This is a genomic window from Aeromonas genomosp. paramedia, from assembly GCF_023093515.1.
In the GTDB taxonomy this organism is placed as follows: domain Bacteria; phylum Pseudomonadota; class Gammaproteobacteria; order Enterobacterales; family Aeromonadaceae; genus Aeromonas.
This window is the reverse complement of sequence record NZ_JAAROG010000017.1, coordinates 372622-397968: the sequence shown is the minus strand read 5'-3', so window position 1 is coordinate 397968 and position 25347 is coordinate 372622. Positions and strand designations below refer to the sequence as shown.

The window sequence follows — 25347 nt, the reverse complement described above, 5'->3', positions numbered from 1 at the left end:
TCAGTGGGCGCCGATATAGACGTCCTTGTACTGTTCGCGGATCTCGAGGAACTTCTCGAGGTTGGTCAGCATCAGGTCCACCAGCAGGGGATCGAAGTGCTCTCCCTTCTCTGCCCTGATCAGCGCCAGCACCTCATCAAGTGGCCAGGCCTGCTTGTAGCAGCGATCCGACCCCAGGGCATCGAACACGTCCGCCAGCGCGACTATGCGCCCCTCCAGCGGGATGGCCTCTCCCTTTAGCCCGCGGGGGTAGCCGTTGCCGTTCCACTTCTCGTGATGGTTCCCGGCTATGGTGGCGCCTATCTGGAACAGCGCGAGATCGCTGCCGGAGAGCATGTCCTGTCCCAGCTGGGCGTGGGTCTTCATGATCTCCCACTCCTCTGGGGTGAGTTTGCCCGGCTTGTGCAGGATGGCATCCGGGATCCCCACCTTGCCGATGTCGTGCAGGGGAGAGGCGCGCTTGATGAGCTCGCACCTGTCTTCGTTCATGCCCAGCAGCTGGCAGAACAGCTCGGTGTAGAGCGCCACCCGCTTGACGTGCAGGCCGGACTCCTTGGAGCGGCTCTCCACCAGCTCGCCGATGCGGTAGATGATCTCGCGCTGGTTGTCGCCGATGACCTCGTTGAGCCGGATGTTCTCCAGCGCCACTATGATGTTCTCGGTGAACAGGCTCAGCAGGCCGGTATCCATCTGGCTGAGGGGGCGGGTGGTCTCGATGTGGAACAGCAGGTGATGACGGGGGTTCTGGCAATAGAGCACCAGCTGGTTGCCGTCGTAGACGTTGGCGCCCTTGTCCATGGCGCAGCGCAGTATGGCCGGCGCTTCACTGAGGCGCAGGGCCGGGCCGTCGCTGAGCAGGGGCTCCAGCACCTGATCCCGCACCTCGTAGGCCAGATGCTTCACATCATAGATCTGGGACTCTTCCAGGTTGAGCAGGGCGCTGAGCTGGGTCTGGGCCCCTTCGACGAACTGCCGCAGTGCCCGCTGCTCGAAGATCCCCTTGGAGGCCTCGATGACCTTCTCCAGCCCCTGGCGATTGCTCTCCAGGGTGCGAATGTCCCGGTAGGAGCGCAGGCTGGCGCGCAGCAGGGTGCGCAGCTTCTGGGAGGTGAGTTCCGTCTTGTCCTTGTAGTCGTTGATGTCGTAGTTGGTGACGACGTCATCTTCCGGTGCCTGACCGGGTTGGCCGGTGCGCAGCACTATGCGCACCATCTTGTTTTGCAGCTCGTCGCGCACGAACTTGACCACCTCCAGACCGGCGTGATCCGCTTCCATGACCACATCGAGCAGCAGCAGGGCGACATCCGGGGTGGTGGCGAGCAGGGACTTGGCCTCGGCGGCCGAATAGGCGTGCAGAAAATCGATGGGCTTGCCGTCGAACTCAAACTTGCTCAGGGTAATCTTGGTGATGCGATGCACCTCGGGCTCATCGTCCACTATCATCACCTTCCAGCCGGCGGGTCGCGGTGCTGTCTGGGGCAGCTCTTCATCGTCAATAATCAGGATTTGATCATCCATTACGCAATCCTGTTTGTGATCCTGTGCTTACCTTAACCGCTTCATTCAAGATAGGAAACGGATTGATATCCAAAATATGATCCAGCCGATCGCTCTTTCTGCCTCCGGGGTTGCCGGGCAGATGCCAGCATGAAAAACGCCTCCATGAAGGAGGCGTTTTGGCATTCATGGCATCAGGCTGCCCTGTGATAGGCCGACGCTTCAAACAGCGCCTTGTTGGCCACCAGATCGATGGGGTCGAAGTCATCGACGTTGATGGTGCGCAGGCGGCTCTCTTCGGCACGGCGCAGCAGGTCGGCCTCGGTCTGGTTGATGACCCCCAGGGCCAGGCCGGCGTCTGCCACCTTGTCCAGCTGGGTGAAGGGACGCTTGCGACCCTCTGCCTTGCACACCTTGTCAAACAGCGGCTCGGCGGTCAGCACGTCATCGAGGGCCTGTTCCAGCAACCCGAAGGGGTTGCCCTCCTCGCGGGTGAGGTACTGCCCTTCGGCCAGACGGTCGCGGGTGGCACTCGGGGTCTGCAGCAGACGGGCCACCTGGCTGTCCAGCTTGTCGGAAGGACGCTTCAGGTCGCGACCCAGCGGCAACACGATGACGCGCAGGGCCAGGCCAATCCAGCGATTCGGGAAGTTGCGCAGCAACTCGTCGATGGCTTCCTGTGCCTTGAACATGGCGTCTTGCAGCGCCCAGTGCAGCAGCGGCAGGTCGGCCTGCTGGCGCCCCTCGTCCTGATAGCGCTTGAGGGCGCTGGAGGCAAGATAGAGCTGGCTCAGCACGTCGCCGAGGCGGGCGGAGACCCGCTCCTTGCGCTTGAGCTCGCCACCCAGGGTGCCCATGGCCATGTCGGACAGGAACGCCAGGTTGGCACTGAGGCGGGAGAGCTGCTGGTAGTAGCCCTTGGTCTGATCCTTGTAAGGAGCAGCAGCGAAGCGGGCGCCGGTCAGGCCCAGCCAGAAACTGCGCACCAGGTTGCTGATGGCAAAGCCCACGTGGCTGAACACCGCCTTGTCGAAATCCTTCAGCGCCTGCTCCTTGTCCGGGTGGCTGGCCGCCAGCATCTCCGGCAGCACGTAGGGGTGGCAGCGGATGGCACCCTGACCGTAGATGATCATGCTGCGGGTCAGGATGTTGGCACCCTCAACGGTCACCGCGATGGGCGCACCCTGATAGCCGCGGGCCAGGTAGTTGTTCGGGCCCATGCAGATGGCCTTGCCGCCGTGGATGTCCATGGCATCTATGATGCACTTCTGGGCACGGTCGGTGAGGTGGTACTTGACGATGGCGGAGATGACGGACGGCTTCTCGCCGAGATCGATGCCGGTCACCGTCAGCTTGGCGGCGGCGCCCATGATGTAGGCGTTGCCGCCCAGGCGTGCCAGCGGCTCTTCGATGCCTTCCATCTTGCCGATGGGCAGCTTGAACTGGCGACGGATGCGGCTGTAGGCGCCGGTGGCCAGGGCCAGCATCTTGACGCCGCCCGTGCTGTTGGAGGGCAGGGTGATGCCGCGACCGACGGAGAGGCACTCCACCAGCATGCGCCAGCCCTGACCGGCCATGGCCGGGCCGCCGATGATGAAGTCCAGCGGCACAAACACATCGTTCCCCCTGGTCGGCCCGTTCTGGAACGGCACGTTGAGGGGGAAGTGACGGCGGCCTATCTCGACGCCCTTGATGTCGGTGGGGATCAGGGCACAGGTGATGCCAAGCTCCTCTTCCTCACCCAGCAGGTGATCCGGGTCGCGCAGCTTGAAGGCCAGCCCCAGCACGGTGGCGATGGGGGCGAGCGTGATGTAGCGCTTGTTCCAGGTCAGGCGCATGCCGAGCACCTCTTCCCCTTCCCATTCGCCCTTGCAGACGACGCCGAAGTCGGGAATGGAGCCCGCATCCGAGCCCGCTTCCGGGCTGGTCAGGGCGAAGCAGGGGATCTCCTTGCCGACGGCCAGGCGCGGCAGGTAGTGGTCTTTCTGCTCTTCGGTGCCGTAGTGTTGCAGCAACTCGCCCGGGCCCAGGGAGTTGGGCACGCCGACGGTGGAGGCGAGCACGGCGCTGGCGCCGCACAGTTTTTGCAGCACGCAGGACTGGGCGTAGGCGGAGAACTCCAGGCCACCGTACTTCTTCTTGATGATCATGGCGAAGAACTTGTGGTCCTTCAGGTATTGCCACACCTCGGGGGAGAGATCGGCCCGCTCGTGGGTCACTTCCCAGTCGTTGACCATGCGGCACACGTCTTCAACCGGGCCGTCCATGAAGGCCTGCTCTTCGGCGGAGAGGGTGCTGACCGGGATGGCGTGCAGCTTCTTCCAGTTCGGGTTGCCGGCAAAGAGATCCGCTTCCCACCAGGTGGTGCCCGCCTCTATGGCTTCCTTCTCGGTGCGGGACATCTCCGGCATGATGGATTTGTAGATCTTGAACAGGGGTTTGGTCAGCTGGTTGCGACGAAACTCCACCAGGTTGAGCGGGATGGCGATCACCGCGAACAGCACCCACACCAGCAGGGGCACATGGCCATAGAGGGCGCCGGCGACCAGGGCGGCGGCCGTGGCAAGCGTGGAGGTGAACAGTGACGCCCGGCGGTAAGCCATGGCGCCGATCACCAGGATCACCCCGAACAGAGTGAGGGTCGTCGTCATTTTTCGCTCCTTGCATGAGTTGCCGAAGTTGGGAAACGTGGGTTAACTGATCCAGAGGTCTGACCTGTTGGATATGGCCCCTGTTGTAATTCATGTGCACAAAATTATCAAGATGTTTACAAGCTCGTTACCTTGACACCGTGATCGGCCTAACGTGGCGGGGCCGCATCTTGGCGGGCGGGGGGGCGACGATTGGCTTGGCTTGTGCGACAATGCGGAACCCTATGTTGGACGATACAAAGAGACATCAGACGCCATGTACCAAGAACTTATCCGCAATGAATTGACCGAAGCTGCCGGCGTGCTCCAGGCCTTTCTGGCCGATGAGCAAAATCTGAAGAACATAGAGGCGGCCGCCAAACTGCTGGCTGACTCTTTCAAGGAGGAGGGCAAGGTGCTCTCCTGCGGCAACGGCGGCTCCCACTGCGACGCCATGCACTTTGCCGAGGAGCTGACCGGCCGCTATCGCGAGAACCGCCCTGGCTATGCCGGCATCGCCATTTCCGATCCCAGCCACCTCTCCTGCGTCTCCAACGACTTCGGCTATGACTATGTCTTCTCCCGCTACGTGGAAGCGGTCGGCCGTCGTGGCGACGTGCTGCTTGGCATCTCCACCAGCGGCAATTCCGGCAATATCCTCAAAGCCATCGAGGCTGCCCGCGCCAAAGGCATGAAAGTGATCGCCCTGACCGGCAAGGACGGTGGCAAGATGGCGGGCCTGGCCGATGTCGAGATCCGGGTGCCGCACTTCGGCTATGCCGACCGCATCCAGGAAGTGCACATCAAGGTCATTCACATCCTGATCCAGCTGGTCGAAAAAGAGATGGCCAAGTAATCAGAGAGGGCGGGTGGGGCAGCCGGGGGGGCAGATGACCGATCCTGGCGCCTCGCATCCAGCTTGAGTTCGCTGATTGACGCAGAGATGATCAATTAATTCAGGGAGTGGACTGGACATGTGCGAACTGCTCGGCATGAGCGCCAATGTGCCGACCGACATCTGCTTCAGCTTTACCGGGCTGATGCTGCGGGGCGGCAAGACGGGCCCCCACAAGGATGGCTGGGGGATCACCTTCTACGAGGGGCGGGGTTTTCGCACCTTCAAGGATCCCGAACCCAGTGCCAAGTCACCCATCGCCAAGCTGGTGCAGGCGTTGCCCATCAAGAGCCGCGCCGTGGTCAGCCATATCCGGCAGGCCAACCGGGGGTGCGTGTCGCTGGAGAACACCCACCCCTTCACCCGCGAGCTGTGGGGACGCTACTGGACCTTTGCCCACAACGGCCAGCTGACCGGCTACAAGGGGTTGCGGACCGGGCGCCACCGTCCTGTGGGGGACACCGACAGCGAGCACGCCTTCTGCTGGCTGCTCGACAGGCTGGAGCAGAAATACCCCAAGCGTCCGGCGAACTTCCCCGCCATGTTCCGTTATCTCGCGACCCTGTGCGACGAGCTGCGCGGACTCGGGGTATTCAACATGTTGCTGTCGGACGGGGAGTTCGTGATGACCTATTGCAGCAACAACCTCTACTGGCTGACCCGCAGGGCCCCCTTTGGCGAAGCCCGTCTGCTGGATGAAGACGTGGCCATCGACTTCCAGAGCGAGACCACCCCGAATGACGTGGTGACGCTGATAGCCACCCGCCCGCTCACCGGCAATGAGAGCTGGGTGAAGATGGCGCCCGGGGAGTTCTGCCTGTTCAGGCTGGGTGAGCTGGAATATGGCAATGCAGCCAGGCTGCTGACCCGCCAATAAAAAAATACCAGGGTAGAATCCTACCCTGGTTCTTCGCAGCAGCCATACAGGCAAAAGGGATGAGAGAGGTGTTGCTGAGCCGCATCATTCTCATGGCCTGTATTGTTATGTCATTGTTAATTTTGTGACAACGTTTATCTCTTTCCTGCCTGGGACTGCGTGTTGATAACTTGAACTGGCTCACATTCTGATGGCGGCAAGCCGCTTCAACCGACTCTCGTCGCAGCGCGGGTGACAGCCGGTGTGCGGGTCGGCTATATTGTGGTCTGTTTGAATACCATCATAGGGAAGAGAAGATGGAGTGGCTGGATCAGAAAGTGCTGCGACAACTGGCAGATGACATAGGTCATGACATGATGCCGGTCGTCATTTCGGTGTTCGTCGAAGAGGTGGGCGGGCAGCTCGCCCAGCTCAGGCCGCTCTTTGATCAGCGGGACTGGACCGCCCTGGCCCGCCTCGCCCACAGCATGAAGTCCTCCTGTGGCAGTTACGGTGCCGAGCCCAGCTACCAGCAGGTGATGGCGCTGGAGCTTGCCTGTCGCCGGGAGGATGTGGAGGAGGCCGCTCGCCTGCTCGAACAGCTCGAGCACTCCCTGCCGCAGGTCTTCTCCCACCTGGCCCAGTATCACTAGGTCGCATTGGCGGATTAGCCCGCCTTGTCACGCTCTGCGTACCAGCTCAGTATCACCGCATCCAGCGCCTGTCGAAGCTTGAGGCGATCGTGGCGATGGGGCAGGGCCGCCTCACCCAGACTGGCCTGAACCAGGCAATGCTGCAGCTCGGGAGCGCCATGGCCTTCGGGGGCCAGGATGGCATCGATCCGGCCCTGACCGATCCGCTCTTCCAGCCAGCGATGCTGGTGGGACAGCGTCAGCTTGCCAGCCGGCCCGTTTTCGGCCACCAGATTGCTGATGAAGACGACGATGGCGCCGCTGCCGCGGATCGCCTCGGCGACCTCGCTCAGCAACAGGGGCGGCATGATGGAGGTGAGGAAGCTGCCTGGCCCCAGAATGATCATGTCGGCCTGGCTCAGGGCGTCGATCGCCTCGCGGGTGGCGGGTACGACCGGGTTCAGGCTCAGGGCCCGTGGCGGCGTGGTGAGCTGATCGATGGAGACTTCCCCCAGGATCTGATCGCCACAGACGGTGTGGGCACACAGATCCGTGGGGTGCTCGGACATGGGCAGCAGGCTGGGCGCTATGTGCAACATGTCGCTGATGAGCCGGATGGCATCCAGGGGGCGGACACAGAGGTTGTCGAGGGCCAGCAGCATCAGGTTGCCGAGGTTGTGACCCGCCAGCTCGCCGCGACCCGTGAAGCGGTATTCGAACAGCTGGCTGCCGATGCTGGGTTCGGTCACCAGCTGATTGAGGCAGTTGCGCAGATCTCCCCAGGCGATGCACTCCTGGCTCTTGCGCAGGCGCCCGGTGGAGCCGCCATCATCCGTCGTGGTGACTATGCCGGTCAGCCGAGTGCCTAAAAACGAGAGGGAAGAGAGCACCCGACCCATGCCGTGACCACCGCCGATGGCGACCACCCGGTCAAAGTCATTGATATTTTTCTGCCACATGCAGTCATCCTGTGGGAGGCCAGTGCGCATCAGTTTAGTCCGCCTGGCCAGGTAATTGTTTGATAAAGGTATGATTTTTGCTTGATGACCCGGCATCACATACCACTAGGAGATGGTGTTGAACTTCCTGACGGCTCACTCTCTTGCCGAGACGACCCCGCTGGCCGCCCAACAGATAGCTGAACGGTTGCTCGCTCAATCACCTCATTCCCCGTCGTTGTTGCTGGTCTATTTTACCCAAGCACACGATGCCGCGGTACTGCGCCGTGCGCTCAAGGCCCGTTTTCCCCAAACCCGGCTCATCGGGTGCAGCTCCTGTGGCGGTATCCTGACCCAGGCTGGCCATCATGGCCGGCTGGGCTGGAGTCTGGCAGTGGCGGCCCTCTATGACGACAAGGGAGCCTACGGCGTGGCCGGTCAGGCAGGGGACGAGCTGGATGTGCGCCAGTTGCTGCGCCGCGCCATCGCCGATGGCGGGCGTCCCGGCGAGTTGCCGCAACTCATCCTGCTGCACACCAGCCCCGGGCAGGAAGAGGCTGTGCTGGCGGGCATCGATGCCGAGTTCGGGGCGACGGTTCCCGTCGTCGGCGGGTCGGCGGCGGACGACGGTGTCACCGGCGAGTGGCAGCTGTGCTGGGATGAGGGGGAGGGGCGCCAGGGCTGCGTGGTGGCGGTGCTCTATCCCGATTGCCAGCTGGCTTTCCAGTTCCACTCGGGTTATGTGCCCACCGAGCGCCATGGCACCATTACCGCGCTGGATGGCCGCGAGGTGCTGACCATAGACAATGAACCTGCGGCCCGGGTCTATGCCCGCTGGACAGAGCGTCAGCTCCCCTGGGCTGTGGGCCCCATTCTGCGGGAGACGACCCTCTCCCCGCTGGCCCGCCAGGTCGGAACCCTGGATGAGATGCCTTATTACAAACTCTCCCACCCCGAGGCGGTGACGGAGCGGGAAGGGTTGCGCCTCTTTACCGAAACCCGGTTGGGGGAGCGCCTGCAACTCATGTACAGCAGTCAGGAGGGCCTGCTTCAGCGCAGCCTGAATGCGGTACGCATCGAACCCGAATATGGCATGGCGGGGAACCTGCAGCCCATCGGCGCCCTGGTGGTGTTCTGCGCGGGCTGCCGTCTGGCGCTGGGAGACGCGCTCAGCGATGTCGTCGGCCATTTCAGCCAACGGCTGGGGGAGATCCCCTTTATCACGCCATTTACCTTCGGCGAGCAGGGGCGATTGCCCCACGGTGAGCTGGCGCATGGCAACCTCATGGTATCGAGCGTAATCTTCCTCGAGAGCTGACAAGGTGCTGGACACAAGATGATAGGCAATAGCGAACTCGAAACCCTGGGCGACAAGCTGCAAACCACGCTGGTGGAGCTGATGCGTTGCCGGGAGCGGGAGGCCAGATACCGTCAGGAGTCACAGGCCCTGCTGTGCGGGGTGGCGACGTTGGCACAGGCCAAGAGCCTGGAGCAGGTGCTGGACAGCCTCATTCTGGCGCTCAAGCCCTTCATCGGCTTCGAACAGGCTGATGTGGTTGCCTGGGATGGGGGGCGGGGCGGCACCCATCTGAGCACCCAACCCGGGGAGGTCGGTCGCACCTGGCCACTGACGCCGCTCTTCTCCCGCGCCATCGCAGGTGACACCCTGGTCATCTATGATCCGGCCCAGTTGCCCGAGCTGGCCTCCCTGGCGGGGGCGGCGGGCTGGGCCAGCGTCATGATGACGGGGTTGCAGGCGCCGGGTTTCTCCGGGGTGCTCATCTGCCGGCACAGTGCCGCGGGCACCTTCGATCTCCAGAGCAAGGCGGCGATGCAGCGTTGTCGCCCGCTCATCTCCCAGGCGCTGGTCAACATCGCCTATCGGGCGCGCCTGCAGGAGCAGGTCGACCTCAAGACCCTGGCGCTGCAAGCGAGCGAGCAACGCTTTCGCAGCTTTGCCGCCATGGCGTCCGACTGGTTCTGGGAGACGGATCCCGAGCACAGGCTGAGCTATGTCTCCGCCCCCGGCTACCAGGGGGAGGCGCTGGTTCGCCAGGCGGGGCGCAGCCTCTATGACTTTGCCCACGACAAGGAGGATCCCGCCTGGTGCAAGTATCAGCACCAGATAGCGCGCCATCTGCCGGTGCGGGCGATGCGCGCCCAGGTGACGCTGGCGAGCGGCCCCTGCTGGATGGAGATCAATGCCGAGCCTTGCCATGACGCCAGCTGCGCCTTCATCGGTTATCGGGGCACGGCGCGGGAGATTGGCAGCCAGATCCGCCGCGAGCAGGAGCTGGCGCGGGCGCGGGATGAGGCCGAGAGTGCCAACCGCGCCAAGTCCCAGTTCCTGGCCATGATGACCCACGAGATCCGCTCCCCCATGAATGCGGTGCTGGGGATGCTGGATCTGCTGCAACATGGTCGGCTCGAGACCCCGCAACAGACCCTGCTCGGTCACGCCACCCACTCTGCCCATCTGCTGCAGACCATCATCGACGATGTGCTCGACTTCTCGAAGATTGAATCCCATACCCTGGCCCTGCACTGCGAGCAATTCCAACCCGCCGAGCTGTGCCGGGCCCTGGTGGAGCCGCTGCAGGCGCAGGCCTGCGCCAAGGGCATAGCGCTGCATTGGCAGCTGGATGAGCAAGTGCCGTCTCATCTGCAGGGGGACGCGGTCCGCCTGTCCCAGGTGATCGGCAACCTGCTCGGCAATGCGGTGAAATTTACCGCCGCCGGTAGCGTGCGGCTCGCGCTGGAATGGCAGGATGAACGGCTGAGGGTGTCGGTCAGCGACACCGGGATTGGCATATCCCCCGAGGATCAGGCGCTGCTGTTCGAGCCGTTCTATCAGGTCGACAGCTCGGCCACCCGTCGCTTCTCCGGCTCCGGGCTTGGGCTCGCCATCTGCCGGCGGCTGGTGCAACTCATGGGGGGGGAGATCCGTCTGCAGAGCTCCCCCGGGCAGGGCAGCTGCTTCTGGTTCGAGTTGCCCGGGATGGCCTCACCCTGCATCGCGTCGACCAGCCCCGCCATCGAGGGGCTCACCATGCTGGATCTGGATGTGCTGGTGGTGGAGGACAGCCCGGTCAATCAGCTGGTGGTGTCACTCATGCTGCAAAAGCTGGTGTGCCGGGTGAGGCTTGCAAGCAATGGCCTGGAGGCGCTGGCCCAGGTCGGCGAGCGGCGACCGGATCTCATCCTGATGGATATGCGGATGCCGCAGATGGATGGGCTGGAGGCCACCCGCCGTTTGCGTGCCATGGGGTGCGAGGTTCCCATAGTGGCGCTGACGGCCAATGCCATGACGGAGGACAGGGCGCGTTGTCTGGCCCAGGGGATGAACGATTTTCTGGCCAAGCCCATCAGCCTGGCCCGGCTGCGAAGCTGTTTGCTGCGCCATTGCCGGCTCCCGTAGCCCGATTTTGGGTAAAAAAAATGGTCAACCTGGTGGTTGACCAATTCTTCAGCAAATACTGAAGAGAGCACGGGATAAATCGGGTTGTACGGTATTATATGAAAAAGTCGTGCCAACTTTTCATGACCTGTTATTTGCGGCTGGTAGCGGAGTTATCTGTTGTTATCGCTACCGGTGATTGCAAATTGCGAATTCCATCTTTTCATTGTAAGAATTTCCGGTCAGGATATTCGCGTTTTGCAAACCACGTCTTGACTCACTCTCTGACTCACTGTGCGATCAGTCGGCGCAGGAACTGGCGCGCCGCTTCACTGTTTTGTTTGGCAATCAACATCTGTTTCTCATAGATCGGCATGGGCAGGATTTCGAGCCAGCGCTGACAGAGCCAGGCCGCGTCGTCGAACTGCTTGTCCGGGTAGAGCTCATCCAGTTCCGGATATTGTTCAAATACTTCCTGCAGTCTGCTGACCAGCTGCTTGTCGCTGAAGTCCGAGTGGGCGCTCGGCCAGTTGGGCAGGGTTTCCACCTGAGCGTGGCGCAATCCGGATTCATCCGTTTCCAGCTCATGAATGCAGAATCGTTCCAGACCGAGCACGGTGACCCCGAGCAGGCCATCGTTGAGGGTATAGAAATCAGTCACCTTGACGCGAGTGCCGACCGGCAGTATGCGTCCGCAGGTGCCCGTGCTGGTGGTCTCTTCCATCACGATGCCAAAGCCGCGATCTTCGATGAAGGACTCCTTGAGCATCTGCAGGTGGCGAGGCTCAAACAGACGCAAGGGGAGTTTCCCGCCCGGCAGTATGTGTGAGGGCAAGGGGAACAGTGCCAGGTGTTGAAGTTTCATGTTCCATCCTCCGATAAGTTGCATCTGGATATGACAATGCAGTGACTGTGCCAGAGCTCGGGGAAAAGCAGGAAAATGATGCCGATAATTTAAATATCCATTAGTAATCAAGCTATTAAGATTTGATTCAAGGGCAGGAAGAGGATAGATCAGGAAGGGATTCAGGTGGCTTTGCAGGGGCTCGTACATGCCCCATCTGCAGAATGGGGCTGCGTTCGCATAATGCAAATGATTCCCCTGCAAAATGGGTATCTGCCGACCATCTTAAGCGGCAGTCTCTCTCGGGCGTGATGGCTGAGGGGGCTAGGCGACGGATTCGGTAGGCTGACTGAGCCCTTCCAGCATCAGGGCGGCTACCTCGTCGTACATCTGTGACCAGGCATCGGAGAGCGCTGGCGTGAAGTGCTCCCCCAGTCGCCGAGCCAGCACCAGGGTCAATGCCTGTTTCAACAGGGCTAACTGGTGTGACTGCACCTTGAATTTTTGATGCCGCCTGCCGAGATCCCGGATGATGAAGCTCAAGGCATCCAGCTGCTCCAGGCTGGTGATCACGGTGTTCAGGGTATCCGATACCTTGGCGACCGGCATTCCCGCAGGATCGGGAAAGAGGTCGATCAATTCAGGCGAGAGTCGGAACAGCTCCGCATATACCTCCTGGACATAGGTGTTGTTCAGGGCGGTGACCCTGCCCCAGGCCCTCTGTACCAGCTCGATCTGTTCGGATGTCATGCCCTGTGCCCTCCATGTGCCCTCTCCTGAACATAATAATTCATTTGCTCAATAAGATGCGGGGTCTGTGATGTCTTGTGAGGCGAGGGAGGCAGCCAGCAAAAGGCCCCGCGATGACGGGGCCCTGGCTGACATGGGAAGGGGCAGGCAACGGGAGCTTAGTTGCGCTGCTCCAGGTACATGACGGCGGCTTCCACCCGGCTCTGGGCCTCGAGCTTTTTCAGCAGGCTCTTGACGTGCACCTTGACGGTGCCTTCCGAGATGTGGAGCACGGAGGCGACCTGTTTGTTGGAGAGACCCTTGGCAATCTCGCGCATGATCTGCATCTCGCGGCGGGTCAAGCTTTCCAGCTTCTGCTGCAGGTGATCCAGCTCGTAGATGTTCTCGAGGTAGGGGCGCAGCGGCTCGCTCAGGATCTGCTTGCCGGTCATGACATCGGCCAGCTGGCCCAGTAGCATGTCGGGCTCGGTGTCCTTGAGCAGGTAGCCATCGGCGCCGGCCTTGAGCAGGGCAACCACGTCCTGGCGGGCATCGGAAACGGTCAGGATCACCACCCGGGAGGTGATCTCTTCGGCGCGCAGGGCCTTGAGGGTATCGAGGCCGGACAAGCCCTTCATGTTGAGATCGAGCAGGATGAGGTCCGGCTCCGACTCCTTGGCCATGGCCACAGCGTCAGTGCCGTTAGAAGCCTCGCCTATCACTTCGATGTTATCTTCCAGCTCCAGCAGTTGCACAATGCCTTTGCGCATCAGGGGATGGTCATCTACGACCAGAACACTATATTTCATCTCGTCCATCAGGCGTCTCTTGTTAGGCTGGTGGGAAAGGTCAGGTGTACACGGGTGCCCCCGGAGGGCGGTTCGCTGATGGTCAACTGACCGTGCAACTTGCTGGCACGCTCGTTCATGATGCTGAGACCGTAGTGATTCACCGCCGAGCTTGCGCCCCCTATTCCGACACCATCATCTGCAATCTGAACCTGGATGTTACCATCAGCCAGGGTCTCACAGCTAACGTCAATGCGCTGGGCGCAGGCATGTTTGATGGCATTGAGCACTGCCTCACGGATCAGTTGCAGGATGTGAATGTGCTGCCCCGCCTCGAGATCCGTATCGGTCAGCCCGTATTGGAGCCTGATCTCGGCCCGGGTCTGAGGCTTGAGCTGCTCCAGCATGACGCCGATGGCTTCGCCGAGGTTGGCGTCGCCGATGCTGAGGCGGAAGGTGCCGAGCAGCTCGCGCAACTGGGTGTAGGCATTGCTGAGCCCTTCGTCTATCTGCTCCATGGCGGCCTTGGCCTTGCCATTATCCCCCTTGGCGACGGAGCGCTTGAGCAGGGTGGACTGGATCTTGAGGTAGGAGAGCGCCTGCGCCAGCGAGTCGTGCAGCTCGCGGGCGATGACGGCCCGCTCCTCCATCAAGAGCAGGCGCTGGTGTTGCAGCAGGGTCTGATCCTTGTGCAGCACCTGGGCCAGCAACATGGAGAAGTTCTTCATCAGCCGCTCGTCGATGGGGTGCGCGCTTATCATGTCGAGCCTACCGTACTCCTCCTCATCCATCTGCAGATAGAAGCTCACCACGGCCTCCAGATCTCCCGGCCAGCCGGTGCGCCCTGTGATGTAGACCGGCATGGCGTTGTGCTCGAAGCGGGTCAGGCGGATATGGTCGATGTGCTGATGGGCGGCGGCCCGCTCCAGCAATTTCTGCAGGGTGCGCCGGCTCAGTGGCGCCGCGTGCAGCTTCTGGGCGGTGGAATAGAGGAAGGAGAGGGTGTCGTTCGCCTGCTGCAGCTTGGCGGTTTTCTCTTCCACCTTGCTCTCCAGCTCCCGATAGAGCTTGCCGAGCTCGTCCGCCATGGTGGCGAAGGCGCCGGACAGTTCCCCCAACTCGTTTTCGCAGTGGGGGGGCAGGGTCAGGTCGAACTCCTGGCGCTGGATCTGGCGGGCGCAATGGACCAGCTGATTGAGGGGGGCGACCACCTGCTGGCGGGTGAAACGCACCGTGAACCAGGCGATGGTGATGATGGAGAGCAAGCCCAGCCCCTCCGCCAGGGCCAGCATGCGCACCTTGAACTCCACGTGATACTGCATCTGGTTGACGAAGTCATCGATGGCGGCGACGAACTGTTCCGTGTTGTCGGTGTAGCGGCTGGGGGTCGCGTTCTCGATGTGCTCGCGCATCATCTGCCATTGCAGCAGCACCTCGCCATAGGTGCGGCGCAGGGAGGCGGGGGTGATCCAGCGCTGGGTCTCCTGCAACTCGGAGGCGTGCAGTGTCTGCTCGAACTGGTCGAGCCGGCCGAGGACGGCCTGATCCTTCTCGATCTCGTAGGCCATGCGATAGGCCTGCATCCGCAATGAGCCCGACAGGTTGATCGCCTTGGCGTCGGGTACCGAGTAGAAGAGAGTGACCATGGCCACCACGGCGATCAGGCTGGCCATGAACAGGATCAGCACCATGGAGCGGCCGATGGCGCTGCTGACCGAGTGTACTTTGAACCACTTTCCCATGCCGATTGGCTTCCTTCAGATCAGACAAAGACCCCACAAAGTAGCATGGGAGTGTACTCCAACATGTGCTAGCATCGAAAAACTAGATGAACTCCGAGCGTTTTTGCCTAAGTCATTGAGATAGGGGGAAAACGCCGTCAGCCGTCGTTCGAGCTGAAAGGGTCAGGAAAGAAATGCCCTGGCCTCCCGTATTTGGAAAGGTGTTTATGTTGCCACTTGAAGATGGTTTTTCCCGTCGTTTTTACTATTTGCGCCTGTCGATTACCGATGTGTGCAATTTCCGTTGTACCTACTGTTTGCCGGACGGTTATCGCCCCCCGGATGGAAGCAGGGAGGGGCGCAAGTCGTTTCTCTCCCTGGAGGAGATCCGCCGCATCGTTTCGGGTTTCGCCGCCATGGGTACCCGCAAGGTGCGCCTGACCGGGGGGGAGCCCTCCCTGCGCCGTGACTTTACCGCCATCATAGAGACGGTGGCCAATACCCCCGGCATCGAGAAGGTGGCCATGACCACCAATGGCTACCGCTTGAAGGAGCGTGCCCGGGAGTGGTTCGATGCCGGGCTCAATGCCCTCAATGTCAGTGTCGACAGCCTGGATCCACGCCAGTTTCACCAGATCACCGGCGAGAACAAGCTGGCGGAGGTGATGGAGGGGATAGAGGCGGCACTGGCCGCCGGCTTCAAGTCGGTGAAGATCAATGCGGTGCTGCTCAAGGGGCTCAACGACCAGCAACTGGATCAGTTTCTGGCCTGGATCAGGCACAAGCCCATCGAGCTGCGCTTCATCGAGCTGATGCAGACCGGGGAGATGGACAACCTGTTTCGCGACCACCACACCAGCGGCGAGCTCATCAAGGCGCAACTGCTTGGCAATGGCTGGATCCAGCAATTGCGCGCGGTGGACGACGGCCCGGCCCAGGTGTTCATGCACCCCGAATCACAGGGGGGCGTCGGGCTCATCATGCCCTACAGCAAGGACTTCTGCGCTGGTTGCAATCGGCTGAGGGTCTCCTCCGTGGGCAAGCTGCACCTCTGTCTGTTCGGTGACAACGGGGTGGAGCTGCGGGATCTGCTCAGTGACGACAGTCAGCAGGAGGCCCTGCAACTGCGGATCCGCCAGGCGCTCACCGGCAAGGCTGCCACCCATCGTCTGCACGAGGGCAATGCCGGCATGACCCCCCATCTCGCCTCCATCGGCGGCTGAGTGCCGGCCGTCAGAGCAAAATAGCCATCGATTAATAAGCAATCCTCACATAGGGGTAATTTACCTTGCCCCTCTGCTGCCTTATTGCGCCAAGGGTTTGATCCAGCGCAATAATCCCCCCTGTTTATCTCCCTGGTGGTATATCACTGGACTTGTGAGAGTCGCAATATACACCCACGCTTATAATTGGTATTGAAAATGCCAGTCACTGGTTCCGCGCTCGAATTCTGTCCTGTGAAGAGGAATTGATATGCCTGATGGGGTCAATCTGTCCCGCCGCAGTCTGTTTCGAGGACGACTGAGCGCGCCCAGACCCGAGGTGCAACTGCCCTGGTCCGTCTCCTGGGCCGACTTCGTGGCCGATTGCACCCGGTGTGGCGACTGCCTGACGGCCTGCCCGGAGCAGATCCTGATCAAGGGGGACGGCGGCTTCCCGACGGTGGATTTCCAGCGTGGCGAGTGCACCTTCTGTGGCGAATGCGTCAGCGCCTGTCAGGCACCTGTGTTCAGGCCGACGACCCAGGCGCCCTGGGACTATGTGGCTCACATCGAAGCCGGTTGCCTGGCCAGTGCCCAGGTCTTCTGCCAGCGCTGTCAGGACAGCTGCGAGCAGCAGGCCATCCGTTTTTCTCCTCAGCTGGGGCGAGTACCCACCCCCAGCATCCATACCGAGTCGTGCAATGGCTGTGGTGCCTGCGTGGCGGATTGTCCGGTCGGCAGTATCAGGGTGGGCGCCCCCCATGAGGGGTCGGCCACATGAAGCAAGGGATGAGCAAGTTGGAAAACAACCATATGACCCGAGAAGAGTTCCATGTATCCAGCCTGGTGGTACTGACCCAGCCCCCCTTGCGCCACCGGCTCGCAGAGCAGATTGCGGCCCTGGACGGGGCCGAGATCCATGCCGTCAGCGACGAAGGCAAGCTGGTGGTGACCCTGGAAGGGCCCAGCCAGCGCCCCATCATGGCGGCCATCGATGCGATCAATGCCATGCCGGGCGTACTCTCCGCCGCCCTGATCTACCACCAGTTTGATGAAGTCGAAGCCGAGGGCAGGGAATAGCGCCACTAGGCTGGGCCGCGCGGTTCGCGATGCCCGATGTATAGCAATAAAGCGCCATGACGCTGAGCCAGCGCGGCTCGTGACAATGGCTGTCATTGATGTGATTAAGCAATGCGAGGATATGTCATGAAGCTGAGTCGACGCGACTTTATGAAGGCCAATGCGGTGGCGGCAGCCGCTGCCGTGGCCGGAGTCAGTGCCCCCACCCTGGCGGCTAACCTTATTACCAGCACCGACAAGACTGCCATCACCTGGGACAAGGCGCCCTGCCGCTTCTGCGGCACCGGCTGCTCCGTGCTGGTGGGCTCCCAGGCCGGCCGCGTCGTGGCGACCCAGGGCGATCCCGATGCGCCGGTCAACCGTGGCCTCAACTGCATCAAGGGCTACTTCCTCTCCAAGATCATGTACGGCGAGGATCGCCTGACCCAGCCCATGCTGCGCATGACCAATGGCAAGTTCGACAAGAATGGCGACTTCGCCCCCATCAGCTGGGATCAGGCGTTCGACATCATGGCCGAGAAGTTCAAGGCCACCCTTAAAGAGAAGGGACCGACCGCGGTGGGCATGTTCGGCTCCGGCCAGTGGACCGTCTGGGAAGGCTATGCCGCCGCCAAGCTGATGAAGGCGGGCCTGCGCACCAACAACCTGGATCCCAACGCCCGTCACTGCATGGCCTCTGCCGTGGTCGGTTTCATGCGTACCTTCGGCATGGATGAGCCCATGGGCTGCTACGACGACATCGAGCAGGCCGACGCCTTCGTGCTCTGGGGCTCCAACATGGCCGAGATGCACCCCATCCTCTGGTCGCGGATGTCCGATCGCCGCCTCTCCAACCCGGATGTGCAGGTGCACGTGCTCTCCACCTTCGAGCACCGCAGCTTCGAGCTGGCGGACAACGGCATGGTGTTCACGCCCCAGACCGACTTGGCGATCCTCAACTACATCGCCAACTACATCATCCAGAACGACAAGGTGAACTGGGACTTCGTCAACAAGCACACCCAGTTCCGCAAGGGCGTCACCGACATCGGCTACGGCCTGCGCCCGACTCACCCGACGCAGCAGAAGGCCAAGAACCCCGACAGCGGCGACTCCACCCCCATGAGCTTCGACGACTTCGCGAAGTTCGTGGCGGATTACGACGTCGACTCCGTGGCCAAGCTCTCCGGCGTCTCCAAGGAGAAGCTGGAAAAACTGGCCCAGATCTATGCGGATCCGGACAAGAAGGTGGTCTCCTACTGGACCATGGGCTTCAACCAGCACACCCGTGGCGTCTGGGCGAACAACCTCTGCTACAACATCCACCTGCTGACCGGCAAGATCTCTACCCCGGGCTCGGGTCCCTTCTCCCTGACCGGCCAGCCCTCCGCCTGCGGCACCGCGCGGGAAGTGGGCACCTTCGCCCACCGCCTGCCCGCCGACATGGTGGTCACCGACCCCAAGCACCGCGCCATCGCCGAGAAGATCTGGAAGCTGCCGGAAGGCACCATTCCCGAGCAGGTGGGTTATCACGCCGTGCTGCAAAACCGCATGCTCAAAGACGGCAAGCTCAACGCCTACTGGGTGATGTGCAACAACAACATGCAGGCCGGTCCCAACATGAACGAGGAGGGGCTGCCCGGTTACCGTAACCCGGCCAACTTCATCGTGGTCTCCGACCCTTACCCGACCGTCACGGCGCAGGCGGCTGACCTCATCCTGCCCACCGCCATGTGGGTGGAGAAAGAGGGGGCCTATGGCAACGCCGAGCGCCGCACCCAGTTCTGGCACCAGCAGGTGAAGGCGCCGGAAGGGGCCAAATCCGACCTGTGGCAGCTGATGGAGTTCTCCAAGCGTTTCACCGTGGAAGAGGTGTGGCCAGCTGAGCTTATCGCCAAGATGCCGGAAGTGAAGGGCAAGACCCTGTTCGAGGTGCTCTACGCCAACGGTCAGGTCAACCAGTTCCCGAAAGAGCAGAGCAAGGGGGCGCTGAACGACGAGGCGGAGCACTTCGGCTTCTACGTCCAGAAGGGGTTGTTCGAGGAGTACGCCTCCTTCGGTCGCGGCCACGGTCACGATCTGGCGCCCTTCGATCAGTACCACGAGGCCCGTGGCCTGCGCTGGCCCGTGGTGGACGGCAAGGAGACCCTGTGGCGCTATCGCGAAGGGTTCGACCCCTATGTGAAGGCGGGGGAGGGGGTGAAATTCTACGGCAAGCCGGACGGCAAGGCGGTCATCTTCGCGCTGCCCTATGAGCCTGCCGCCGAAGCACCGGATAAAGAGTACGACATGTGGCTCTCCACCGGTCGCGTACTGGAGCACTGGCACACCGGCACCATGACCCGCCGGGTCCCCGAGCTCTATCGCGCCTTCCCGGATGCGGTGCTCTTCATGCACCCGGAAGATGCCAAGGCCCGCGGCGTGCGCCGTGGTGAAGAGGTGATCGTCGCCTCCCGCCGTGGCGAGGTGAAGACCCGGGTCGAGACCCGCGGCCGCAACCGTCCGCCCAAAGGCCTGGTGTTCATGCCCTTCTTCGATGCGAGCCAGCTGGTCAACAAGCTGACCCTGGACGCCACGGATCCCCTCTCCAAAGAGACGGATTACAAGAAGTGCGCCGTCAAGGTCATGAAGGCGTAAGGCGGGGCCGGGGGGATGAGTCGCAGCCGTCGCCAGTTCCTGGCCGACCTTGCCAAGGGGGCCTGCTCCGTGGGCCTGCTGGGTGTGGGTCTGGGCTCGGTGGCCCGCCAGCAGGCGCAGGCGGTGCCCGCCCAGGCACTGCGGCCGCCGGCGGCACTGGGGGAGGCTGACTTCCTCGGTGCCTGCGTGCGCTGCGGGCTCTGCGCCCTGGCCTGCCCCTACGACACCCTCAAGCTCGCCCGGCTGCTGGATCCCGTGACCACGGGCACCCCCTATTTCGAGGCCCGCGCCGTTCCCTGCGAGATGTGTGACGACATCCCCTGCGTGGCGGCCTGCCCGAGCGGGGCGCTGGATCAGGGGATGACGAACATCGATCAGGCGCGGATGGGGGTGGCGGTGCTCATCGATCACGAGACCTGCCTCAACTACCTGGGCCTGCGCTGCGATGTCTGCTATCGGCTCTGTCCGCTGATAGACAAGGCGATCACCCTAGAACTGCAACGCAATCCGCGCACCGGCAAGCACGCCATGTTCCTGCCCACGGTACACAGCGATCTGTGCACCGGCTGCGGCAAGTGCGAGCACGCCTGCGTGCTGGAGACGGCGGCCATCAAGGTGGTGCCCCGCGGGCTTGCCAAGGGGGAGCTCGGTCATCACTACCGGCTCGGCTGGGAAGAGAAGGCCAAGGCGGGCAAGTCCCTCATCGGTGAGCGACTCACCCTGCCGACCCGCAAACCGGAGGGGCTATGAGTCGTTATCCGGGGGCCGAGGCCAGCGCCAGGCTGGGGTGGTGGCGCGCCCACCGCTTCCTGCTGCTGCGCCGTCTCTGCCAGTTCGGCGTGCTGGGGCTCTTCCTGCTGGGGCCGCTCGCTGGGGTCTGGATCCTCAAGGGCAACCTCTCCAGCTCCCTGCTGCTGGAGACGGTGCCCCTCACGGATCCGCTCACCCTGCTGCAGTCGGTGGCGGCGGGCCATTGGCCCATCACCACCCTGTGGCTCGGGGCTGTAGTAGTGCTGGCCGGTTACTGGCTGGTCGGGGGGCGGGTGTTCTGCTCCTGGGTCTGCCCGGTCAACCTGGTCACGGACGCCGCCGCCTGGCTCAGGGCCCGGCTCGGGCTCAAGGGCAACGGCCAGTTCAGCCGCAACACCCGCTACTGGCTGCTGGCCATGGTGCTGGTGGCGCCCGCCATCACCGGCGTGCTGGTGTGGGAGCTGGTCAATCCGGTCTCCTTGGCCATGCGCGGCCTGCTGTTTGGCATGGGGGCGGGCTGGGGTCTGCTGGTGGCCCTGTTCCTGTTCGATCTGTTCGTGGTGGAGCGGGGCTGGTGTGGTCATCTCTGTCCGGTGGGGGCCTTCTATGCCCTGGTCAACCGGGTCGGGTTTATCAAGATTTCTGCCAGGGGGCGTGAGCGGTGCAGCAACTGCATGGATTGTTATGCGGTCTGCCCGGAGCGTCCCATCCTGCGCGGCCCGGTTCACGGGGCCAGGCGCGGTCACGGGCCCTTGATTGTGGCTCAGGAGTGTACCAACTGCGGCCGTTGCATCGATGTCTGCGCGGAGCAAGTTTTCGAAATCACTACAGGTTTTGCCGTCAAGGCAGAGAAAACGTCGGAGAACAAATAATGAAAAAGCTGATTGGAGCAATGCTGGCTTGCCTGATGGCGGGCTCCTTGATGGCAGCCACCCCCGAGATCACCAACAGCACGGGGGGGATCAAGTCGGAGCGGGGGAGCACGGATCTGGTGACCGAGGCGGATGCCGCCCCGCTCAAGAACTACCGCAAGGATGGGGATCTCTATGATCGCCAGTACATGCATCAGCCGCCGCTGATCCCCCACGATACCCGCAACTACGAGGTGGACAACAAGGTCAACAAGTGCCTGGCCTGCCACAGCTTCAAGAACGCCAGCAAGATGAAGGCGCCCAAGATAAGCCCGACGCACTTCGAGACCCGCGACGGCATGACCCTTGGCGAAGTGTCCCCCCGTCGCTACTTCTGCCTGCAGTGCCACGTGCCGCAAGCGGATGCCAAGCCGCTGGTGGAAAATACGTTTAAACCAGTTGAAGCGCTGAACTGAGGGACCCCCAGATGAAATTACCCGGCTTTATCCAGCGTCTGTGGACCACCTTCAAGTCCCCCTCGAAGGCGGCCCTCTGGGTGCTGCTGCTGATGGGCTTCTTCGGCGGTGTCATCTTCTGGGGCGGCTTCAACACCGCCATGGAGGCCTCCAACACCGAGAAGTTCTGCACCGGCTGCCACGAGATGAAGGACAACGTCTTCGTGGAGTACCGCGACACCATCCACTATGCGAACCGCTCCGGGGTGCGCGCCAGTTGCCCCGATTGCCACGTGCCCCACGAATGGACCTACAAGATCATTCGCAAGGTACAGGCATCCAAGGAGCTGTGGGGCATGCTGACCGGCAAGGTGGATACCCGCGAGAAGTTTGAATCCCACCGCCGGGAGATGGCGGAGCGGGAGTGGCAGCGGATGAAGGAGACGGATTCCCGCGAGTGCCGCAACTGCCACAACTTCGAGTACATGGATTTCTCCCTGCAGGGGCGGCGGGCGGCCCAGATGCACTCCACCAACCTGGCAAGCGGTCAGAATACCTGCATCGACTGCCACAAGGGGATAGCGCATCAGCTGCCTGACATGAAGGGCGTGGAAGGGTTCTAAGGCGCCTGGCCATCGAAGCGGATAGCGCCGCTTCGATGGCCTTTGATTTTTATGGGCCTTTTAACCCCTGCGCCAGACATCTTTTGATAGAATCCCTTCCCGGCAACGGGGCGCCCCTGTCGGCGCGCATTCACCGACCGGCATGGCCGGGCGACGCGTACCCCTCTTCTTCCTCTCGTGGTCAATGAATGATTGACAGGATTTGTCCTATGGCATCCAGAAACATGGCACCCAAAAACAGCGAATTCATCCCTCTCAAGATTGCCGTGCTGACGGTCTCCGACAGCCGCACCGCCGCCGACGACAGCTCGGGGGATTATCTGGTATCGGCTCTGACCCAGGCGGGGCACCAACTCGCGGATCGGGCCCTGTGCGCCGACAACCTGTTCCGGATCCGGGCCCAGGTGAGCCAGTGGATCGTCGACGAGGCGGTGCAGGTGGTGCTGATCAACGGCGGCACCGGCTTCAATGAACAGAACCGGGTGCCGGAAGCGGTAGGGGTGCTGTTCGAGCGCACTGTACAGGGCTTTGGCGAGATGTTCCGCCAGCTCTCCTTCGCCGAGATAAAGGGCTCGGCCATGCAGAGCCGCGCCCTGGCGGGGCTCGCCAATCGCACCCTGATCTGCTGCCTGCCGGGTTCCACCGGCGCCTGCCAGCTCGGCTGGGAGCAGCTCATTCGGGATCAGCTGGACGCCCGCACCAGGCCGTGCAACTTCGTGTCCCATCTATGATCTCGGGAGTTTCTCTCGATCATCCATCTTGTTTTTCGATAGGGGAATAGATGAACCTGACCCATCTCAACCAGAGCGGCGAAGCCCACATGGTGGATGTCACCGACAAGCAGGTCACCCAGCGGGAGGCCCGCGCCGAGGCCTTCGTGACCATGGCCCCCGCGACCCTGGCCCTGATCCTCGGCGGTCAGCACCACAAGGGGGACGTGTTCGCCACCGCCCGTATCGCCGGCATCATGGCGGCCAAGAAGACCGCCGATCTCATTCCCCTCTGCCACCCTCTGGCCCTGACCCGGGTGGAGGTAGAGATCGAGGCCCAGCCCGAGCACAATAGGGTCCATATCCGTACCCTCTGCAAGCTGTCCGGCAAGACAGGGGTGGAGATGGAGGCGCTCACCGCGGCGTCCGTGGCGGCGCTGACCATCTACGACATGTGCAAGGCGGTGCAAAAGGACATGGTGATCGAGCACGTCAGGCTGGTGGAGAAGAAGGGCGGCAAGTCCGGCCACTTCCAGCTGGGCTCCCAGGCAGGAGAGAAGGCATGATCAAGGTACTGTTTTTTGCGCAAGTAAGGGAGCTGGTGGGCTGCGACGAGCTCTGCCTGCCCAGCGACTATCCCACGGCCGAAGCGCTTCGTGCGGCCTTGTGCGAGCGCGGCGACAAGTGGGCCCTGGCGCTCGAATCGGGCAAGCTGCTGGTGGCGGTCAACCAGACCCTGGTGCCGCTCGATACGCTGCTCAATGATGGCGATGAAGTCGCCTTCTTCCCCCCCGTGACCGGAGGCTGAGAATGAGCGAGGCAACCATGACGGATCGCATCCTGGTGCAGCGGGCCGACTTCTCCCTGGGGGAGGAGTATGAGCGCCTCGCCGCCCGCCATGACAGCGGCGCCATCGTCACCTTCGTCGGCAAGGTGCGTGACTTCAATCAGGGGGATGCGGTGAGGGGGCTCTCCCTCGAGCACTACCCCGGCATGACCGAGAAGGCCCTGACGGACATAGTCACAGAGGCCCGTGGCCGCTGGCCGCTGCAGGAGTGCACCCTGATCCACCGCATCGGCGATCTGCTGCTCGGGGATCAAATCGTGCTGGTGGCGGTGAGCAGCGCCCACAGGGACGCGGCATTCGAGGCCTGCCACTTCATCATGGATTTTTTGAAGACCCGGGCACCGTTCTGGAAAAAAGAGCTGACCGCCGAGGGGATTCAACGCTGGGTCGAGGCCAAGGCGAGCGATGATGCCGCCGCCGCCCGCTGGCGGCAAGCGCCCTAGCCAGCCCGGTTCGATGACAGGGGAGTGCCAGCTGGCGCTCGCCACCACTTGCTTCGGGTGCGCCGGAGCCTCAAGGAGACAGGGAATGAAGAAACAGTTGTCCGTGGTGTTGCTCGGCCTCGTGGCTGGCGCCTTGCACAGCGGGGCCGCTCGGGCCGATGAAGTCAGGGTGGCGGTGGCCGCCAACTTCAAGGGCACCCTAGAGCGCATCGGCAAGGAGTTCACCGCCAAGACAGGCCACAGCGTCGTCATCAGCTCGGCGGCCACCGGGGTGCTCTACACCCAGATCACCCACGGCGCCCCCTTCGATCTCTTCCTCTCCGCCGACGTGGCCACCCCTGAAAAACTGGAGGCGGAGGGCAAGGGGAGCGGTCGCTTCACCTACGCCATCGGCCAGCTCGGCCTGTGGCAGAAGGGGGGGCCAGCCCCCGACGAGGCCACCTTGCGCAACTGGCAGGGGGAGCTGGCCATCGCCAACCCGAAGACCGCCCCCTATGGCGCCGCGGCCATGGCAACCCTGGCCCACCTCAAGCTCGATCCCAAGCAATACAGGGTGCTGACCGGCACCAACATCAGCCAGACCTGGCAGTTCGTCGACACCGGCAATGCGAAGCTGGGCTTCGTCGCCTGGGCCAACCTGGTGGAAGCGGGCAAGACCGGCGAAGCCTGGGCGGTGCCGGCCAGCTTCTACCCCCCCATAGAGCAGCAGGGGCTGATCCTGAAGAAAGGGGCGGCGGTGGATGCCCTGGTCGCCTGGCTCAAGGGCCCCGGTCAGGCGCAGATCAAGGCCGCAGGCTATGCCCTGCCCCGATAAGGGGATGGTTCAGATGCGATACCCTGAGT

General features: G+C 62.5%; 25 protein-coding genes and 1 riboswitch. Of the genes, 18 read left to right on the top strand and 7 right to left on the bottom strand.

All coding sequences use genetic code 11. The features are described from left to right. Entirely contained in the window at nucleotides 1-1518 is a 1518-nt protein-coding gene (locus HB860_RS12335) for an HD domain-containing phosphohydrolase (RefSeq protein WP_247626841.1), read from the bottom strand. 173 nt (nucleotides 1519-1691) lie between these two features. Beyond that, a complete protein-coding gene (fadE, locus tag HB860_RS12330) occupies nucleotides 1692-4148 on the bottom strand; it encodes an acyl-CoA dehydrogenase FadE (RefSeq protein WP_247626840.1) in 2457 nt (818 codons plus the stop codon). 256 nt (nucleotides 4149-4404) lie between these two features. Between fadE and lpcA the strand changes: the two genes are divergently transcribed. The 3 genes from lpcA (at nucleotide 4405) to HB860_RS12315 (ending at nucleotide 6531) form a co-directional block, all read left to right on the top strand. Next, nucleotides 4405-4983, top strand: coding sequence for a D-sedoheptulose 7-phosphate isomerase (gene lpcA / locus HB860_RS12325; RefSeq protein WP_005325554.1), 579 nt, complete (start codon nucleotides 4405-4407; stop codon nucleotides 4981-4983). 118 nt (nucleotides 4984-5101) lie between these two features. Beyond that, nucleotides 5102-5899 (top strand): class II glutamine amidotransferase, encoded by a 798-nt coding sequence (locus tag HB860_RS12320; protein WP_247626839.1) that lies wholly within the window; start codon nucleotides 5102-5104, stop codon nucleotides 5897-5899. Between the two features lie 296 nt (nucleotides 5900-6195). Further along, on the top strand, nucleotides 6196-6531 hold the full coding sequence (locus HB860_RS12315) for an Hpt domain-containing protein (protein WP_043132862.1): 336 nt from the start codon (nucleotides 6196-6198) through the stop codon (nucleotides 6529-6531). A gap of 14 nt (nucleotides 6532-6545) precedes the next feature. On the opposite strand, the gene HB860_RS12310 is transcribed toward HB860_RS12315, so the two are convergent. Beyond that, on the bottom strand, nucleotides 6546-7469 hold the full coding sequence (locus HB860_RS12310; RefSeq protein WP_139439281.1) for a gluconeogenesis factor YvcK family protein: 924 nt from the start codon (nucleotides 7467-7469) through the stop codon (nucleotides 6546-6548). 112 nt (nucleotides 7470-7581) lie between these two features. Here HB860_RS12310 and HB860_RS12305 point away from each other — a divergent pair, with 112 nt between their 5' ends. Both HB860_RS12305 and HB860_RS12300 read left to right on the top strand, forming a co-directional pair. Then, on the top strand, nucleotides 7582-8766 hold the full coding sequence (locus HB860_RS12305; RefSeq protein ID WP_247626838.1) for an FIST signal transduction protein: 1185 nt from the start codon (nucleotides 7582-7584) through the stop codon (nucleotides 8764-8766). A gap of 18 nt (nucleotides 8767-8784) precedes the next feature. Then, the gene (locus HB860_RS12300) at nucleotides 8785-10866 is read left to right on the top strand and encodes an ATP-binding protein (RefSeq protein WP_247626837.1); all 2082 of its coding nucleotides are present in this window, start codon (nucleotides 8785-8787) and stop codon (nucleotides 10864-10866) included. Nucleotides 10867-11134: 268 nt separating this feature from the next. Here the strand turns inward: HB860_RS12300 and HB860_RS12295 are convergent, their stop codons facing one another. From HB860_RS12295 to narQ, 4 genes are all read right to left on the bottom strand, one after another. Beyond that, nucleotides 11135-11710, bottom strand: coding sequence for an LON peptidase substrate-binding domain-containing protein (locus HB860_RS12295; protein WP_139439283.1), 576 nt, complete (start codon nucleotides 11708-11710; stop codon nucleotides 11135-11137). Between the two features lie 303 nt (nucleotides 11711-12013). Next, nucleotides 12014-12439 carry a globin domain-containing protein gene (locus HB860_RS12290; RefSeq protein ID WP_247626836.1) on the bottom strand — a complete coding sequence of 142 codons (426 nt, stop codon included), beginning with the start codon at nucleotides 12437-12439 and terminating at the stop codon, nucleotides 12014-12016. Between the two features lie 158 nt (nucleotides 12440-12597). Further along, complete coding sequence (gene narL, locus HB860_RS12285) at nucleotides 12598-13236, bottom strand: two-component system response regulator NarL (RefSeq protein ID WP_247626835.1); 639 nt, start codon at nucleotides 13234-13236, stop codon at nucleotides 12598-12600. Then, complete coding sequence (gene narQ, locus HB860_RS12280) at nucleotides 13236-14948, bottom strand: nitrate/nitrite two-component system sensor histidine kinase NarQ (RefSeq protein ID WP_139439285.1); 1713 nt, start codon at nucleotides 14946-14948, stop codon at nucleotides 13236-13238. The genes narL and narQ overlap by 1 nt, the downstream gene beginning before the upstream one ends. A 79-nt stretch (nucleotides 14949-15027) precedes the next feature. Further along, nucleotides 15028-15167, top strand: a riboswitch (molybdenum cofactor riboswitch). Here narQ and moaA point away from each other — a divergent pair. From moaA to modA, 13 genes are all read left to right on the top strand, one after another. Further along, nucleotides 15155-16150, top strand: coding sequence for a GTP 3',8-cyclase MoaA (moaA, locus tag HB860_RS12275; RefSeq protein ID WP_247626834.1), 996 nt, complete (start codon nucleotides 15155-15157; stop codon nucleotides 16148-16150). It overlaps the preceding riboswitch by 13 nt. A gap of 250 nt (nucleotides 16151-16400) precedes the next feature. After that, complete coding sequence (napF, locus tag HB860_RS12270; protein WP_247626833.1) at nucleotides 16401-16910, top strand: ferredoxin-type protein NapF; 510 nt, start codon at nucleotides 16401-16403, stop codon at nucleotides 16908-16910. Nucleotides 16911-16918: 8 nt separating this feature from the next. Further along, on the top strand, nucleotides 16919-17209 hold the full coding sequence (locus tag HB860_RS12265; RefSeq protein ID WP_226989672.1) for a chaperone NapD: 291 nt from the start codon (nucleotides 16919-16921) through the stop codon (nucleotides 17207-17209). Nucleotides 17210-17335: 126 nt separating this feature from the next. Continuing rightward, nucleotides 17336-19825 (top strand): nitrate reductase catalytic subunit NapA, encoded by a 2490-nt coding sequence (napA, locus tag HB860_RS12260; RefSeq protein ID WP_247626832.1) that lies wholly within the window; start codon nucleotides 17336-17338, stop codon nucleotides 19823-19825. A 15-nt stretch (nucleotides 19826-19840) separates the two neighbouring features. Then, a complete protein-coding gene (gene napG, locus HB860_RS12255; RefSeq protein WP_247626831.1) occupies nucleotides 19841-20575 on the top strand; it encodes a ferredoxin-type protein NapG in 735 nt (244 codons plus the stop codon). Then, entirely contained in the window at nucleotides 20572-21447 is an 876-nt protein-coding gene (gene napH / locus HB860_RS12250) for a quinol dehydrogenase ferredoxin subunit NapH (protein ID WP_247626830.1), read from the top strand. The genes napG and napH overlap by 4 nt, the downstream gene beginning before the upstream one ends. Continuing rightward, nucleotides 21447-21902: a nitrate reductase cytochrome c-type subunit gene (locus tag HB860_RS12245; RefSeq protein ID WP_139439291.1), complete on the top strand. Its 456-nt coding sequence runs from the start codon at nucleotides 21447-21449 to the stop codon at nucleotides 21900-21902. Before napH ends, HB860_RS12245 begins: the two co-directional genes overlap by 1 nt. 11 nt (nucleotides 21903-21913) lie before the next feature. After that, nucleotides 21914-22504, top strand: a complete 591-nt coding sequence (locus HB860_RS12240; RefSeq protein WP_139439292.1) for a cytochrome c3 family protein — start codon at nucleotides 21914-21916, stop codon at nucleotides 22502-22504. A 224-nt stretch (nucleotides 22505-22728) separates the two neighbouring features. Continuing rightward, nucleotides 22729-23235: a molybdenum cofactor biosynthesis protein B gene (moaB, locus tag HB860_RS12235; protein ID WP_106887335.1), complete on the top strand. Its 507-nt coding sequence runs from the start codon at nucleotides 22729-22731 to the stop codon at nucleotides 23233-23235. 50 nt (nucleotides 23236-23285) lie between these two features. Continuing rightward, on the top strand, nucleotides 23286-23780 hold the full coding sequence (moaC, locus tag HB860_RS12230) for a cyclic pyranopterin monophosphate synthase MoaC (protein ID WP_139439293.1): 495 nt from the start codon (nucleotides 23286-23288) through the stop codon (nucleotides 23778-23780). Next, nucleotides 23777-24022 (top strand): molybdopterin synthase sulfur carrier subunit, encoded by a 246-nt coding sequence (gene moaD, locus HB860_RS12225; protein ID WP_247626829.1) that lies wholly within the window; start codon nucleotides 23777-23779, stop codon nucleotides 24020-24022. Before moaC ends, moaD begins: the two co-directional genes overlap by 4 nt. Before the next feature lie 2 nt (nucleotides 24023-24024). Then, the gene (gene moaE, locus HB860_RS12220) at nucleotides 24025-24504 is read left to right on the top strand and encodes a molybdopterin synthase catalytic subunit MoaE (RefSeq protein WP_247626828.1); all 480 of its coding nucleotides are present in this window, start codon (nucleotides 24025-24027) and stop codon (nucleotides 24502-24504) included. 85 nt (nucleotides 24505-24589) lie between these two features. Beyond that, complete coding sequence (gene modA / locus HB860_RS12215; protein ID WP_247626827.1) at nucleotides 24590-25318, top strand: molybdate ABC transporter substrate-binding protein; 729 nt, start codon at nucleotides 24590-24592, stop codon at nucleotides 25316-25318. The last annotated feature ends 29 nt before the right edge of the window (nucleotides 25319-25347 follow it).

What these genes read in the sequence shown, in the direction of transcription:
- HB860_RS12335 (WP_247626841.1), bottom strand. Translation starts at nt 1,518, where the DNA reads ATGGATGATCAAATCCTGATTATTGACGATGAAGAGCTGCCCCAGACA.
- fadE (WP_247626840.1), bottom strand. Translation starts at nt 4,148, where the DNA reads ATGACGACGACCCTCACTCTGTTCGGGGTGATCCTGGTGATCGGCGCC.
- lpcA (WP_005325554.1), top strand. Translation starts at nt 4,405, where the DNA reads ATGTACCAAGAACTTATCCGCAATGAATTGACCGAAGCTGCCGGCGTG.
- HB860_RS12320 (WP_247626839.1), top strand. Translation starts at nt 5,102, where the DNA reads ATGTGCGAACTGCTCGGCATGAGCGCCAATGTGCCGACCGACATCTGC.
- HB860_RS12315 (WP_043132862.1), top strand. Translation starts at nt 6,196, where the DNA reads ATGGAGTGGCTGGATCAGAAAGTGCTGCGACAACTGGCAGATGACATA.
- HB860_RS12310 (WP_139439281.1), bottom strand. Translation starts at nt 7,469, where the DNA reads ATGTGGCAGAAAAATATCAATGACTTTGACCGGGTGGTCGCCATCGGC.
- HB860_RS12305 (WP_247626838.1), top strand. Translation starts at nt 7,582, where the DNA reads ATGGTGTTGAACTTCCTGACGGCTCACTCTCTTGCCGAGACGACCCCG.
- HB860_RS12300 (WP_247626837.1), top strand. Translation starts at nt 8,785, where the DNA reads ATGATAGGCAATAGCGAACTCGAAACCCTGGGCGACAAGCTGCAAACC.
- HB860_RS12295 (WP_139439283.1), bottom strand. Translation starts at nt 11,710, where the DNA reads ATGAAACTTCAACACCTGGCACTGTTCCCCTTGCCCTCACACATACTG.
- HB860_RS12290 (WP_247626836.1), bottom strand. Translation starts at nt 12,439, where the DNA reads ATGACATCCGAACAGATCGAGCTGGTACAGAGGGCCTGGGGCAGGGTC.
- narL (WP_247626835.1), bottom strand. Translation starts at nt 13,236, where the DNA reads ATGGACGAGATGAAATATAGTGTTCTGGTCGTAGATGACCATCCCCTG.
- narQ (WP_139439285.1), bottom strand. Translation starts at nt 14,948, where the DNA reads ATGGGAAAGTGGTTCAAAGTACACTCGGTCAGCAGCGCCATCGGCCGC.
- moaA (WP_247626834.1), top strand. Translation starts at nt 15,155, where the DNA reads ATGTTGCCACTTGAAGATGGTTTTTCCCGTCGTTTTTACTATTTGCGC.
- napF (WP_247626833.1), top strand. Translation starts at nt 16,401, where the DNA reads ATGCCTGATGGGGTCAATCTGTCCCGCCGCAGTCTGTTTCGAGGACGA.
- HB860_RS12265 (WP_226989672.1), top strand. Translation starts at nt 16,919, where the DNA reads ATGAGCAAGTTGGAAAACAACCATATGACCCGAGAAGAGTTCCATGTA.
- napA (WP_247626832.1), top strand. Translation starts at nt 17,336, where the DNA reads ATGAAGCTGAGTCGACGCGACTTTATGAAGGCCAATGCGGTGGCGGCA.
- napG (WP_247626831.1), top strand. Translation starts at nt 19,841, where the DNA reads ATGAGTCGCAGCCGTCGCCAGTTCCTGGCCGACCTTGCCAAGGGGGCC.
- napH (WP_247626830.1), top strand. Translation starts at nt 20,572, where the DNA reads ATGAGTCGTTATCCGGGGGCCGAGGCCAGCGCCAGGCTGGGGTGGTGG.
- HB860_RS12245 (WP_139439291.1), top strand. Translation starts at nt 21,447, where the DNA reads ATGAAAAAGCTGATTGGAGCAATGCTGGCTTGCCTGATGGCGGGCTCC.
- HB860_RS12240 (WP_139439292.1), top strand. Translation starts at nt 21,914, where the DNA reads ATGAAATTACCCGGCTTTATCCAGCGTCTGTGGACCACCTTCAAGTCC.
- moaB (WP_106887335.1), top strand. Translation starts at nt 22,729, where the DNA reads ATGGCACCCAAAAACAGCGAATTCATCCCTCTCAAGATTGCCGTGCTG.
- moaC (WP_139439293.1), top strand. Translation starts at nt 23,286, where the DNA reads ATGAACCTGACCCATCTCAACCAGAGCGGCGAAGCCCACATGGTGGAT.
- moaD (WP_247626829.1), top strand. Translation starts at nt 23,777, where the DNA reads ATGATCAAGGTACTGTTTTTTGCGCAAGTAAGGGAGCTGGTGGGCTGC.
- moaE (WP_247626828.1), top strand. Translation starts at nt 24,025, where the DNA reads ATGAGCGAGGCAACCATGACGGATCGCATCCTGGTGCAGCGGGCCGAC.
- modA (WP_247626827.1), top strand. Translation starts at nt 24,590, where the DNA reads ATGAAGAAACAGTTGTCCGTGGTGTTGCTCGGCCTCGTGGCTGGCGCC.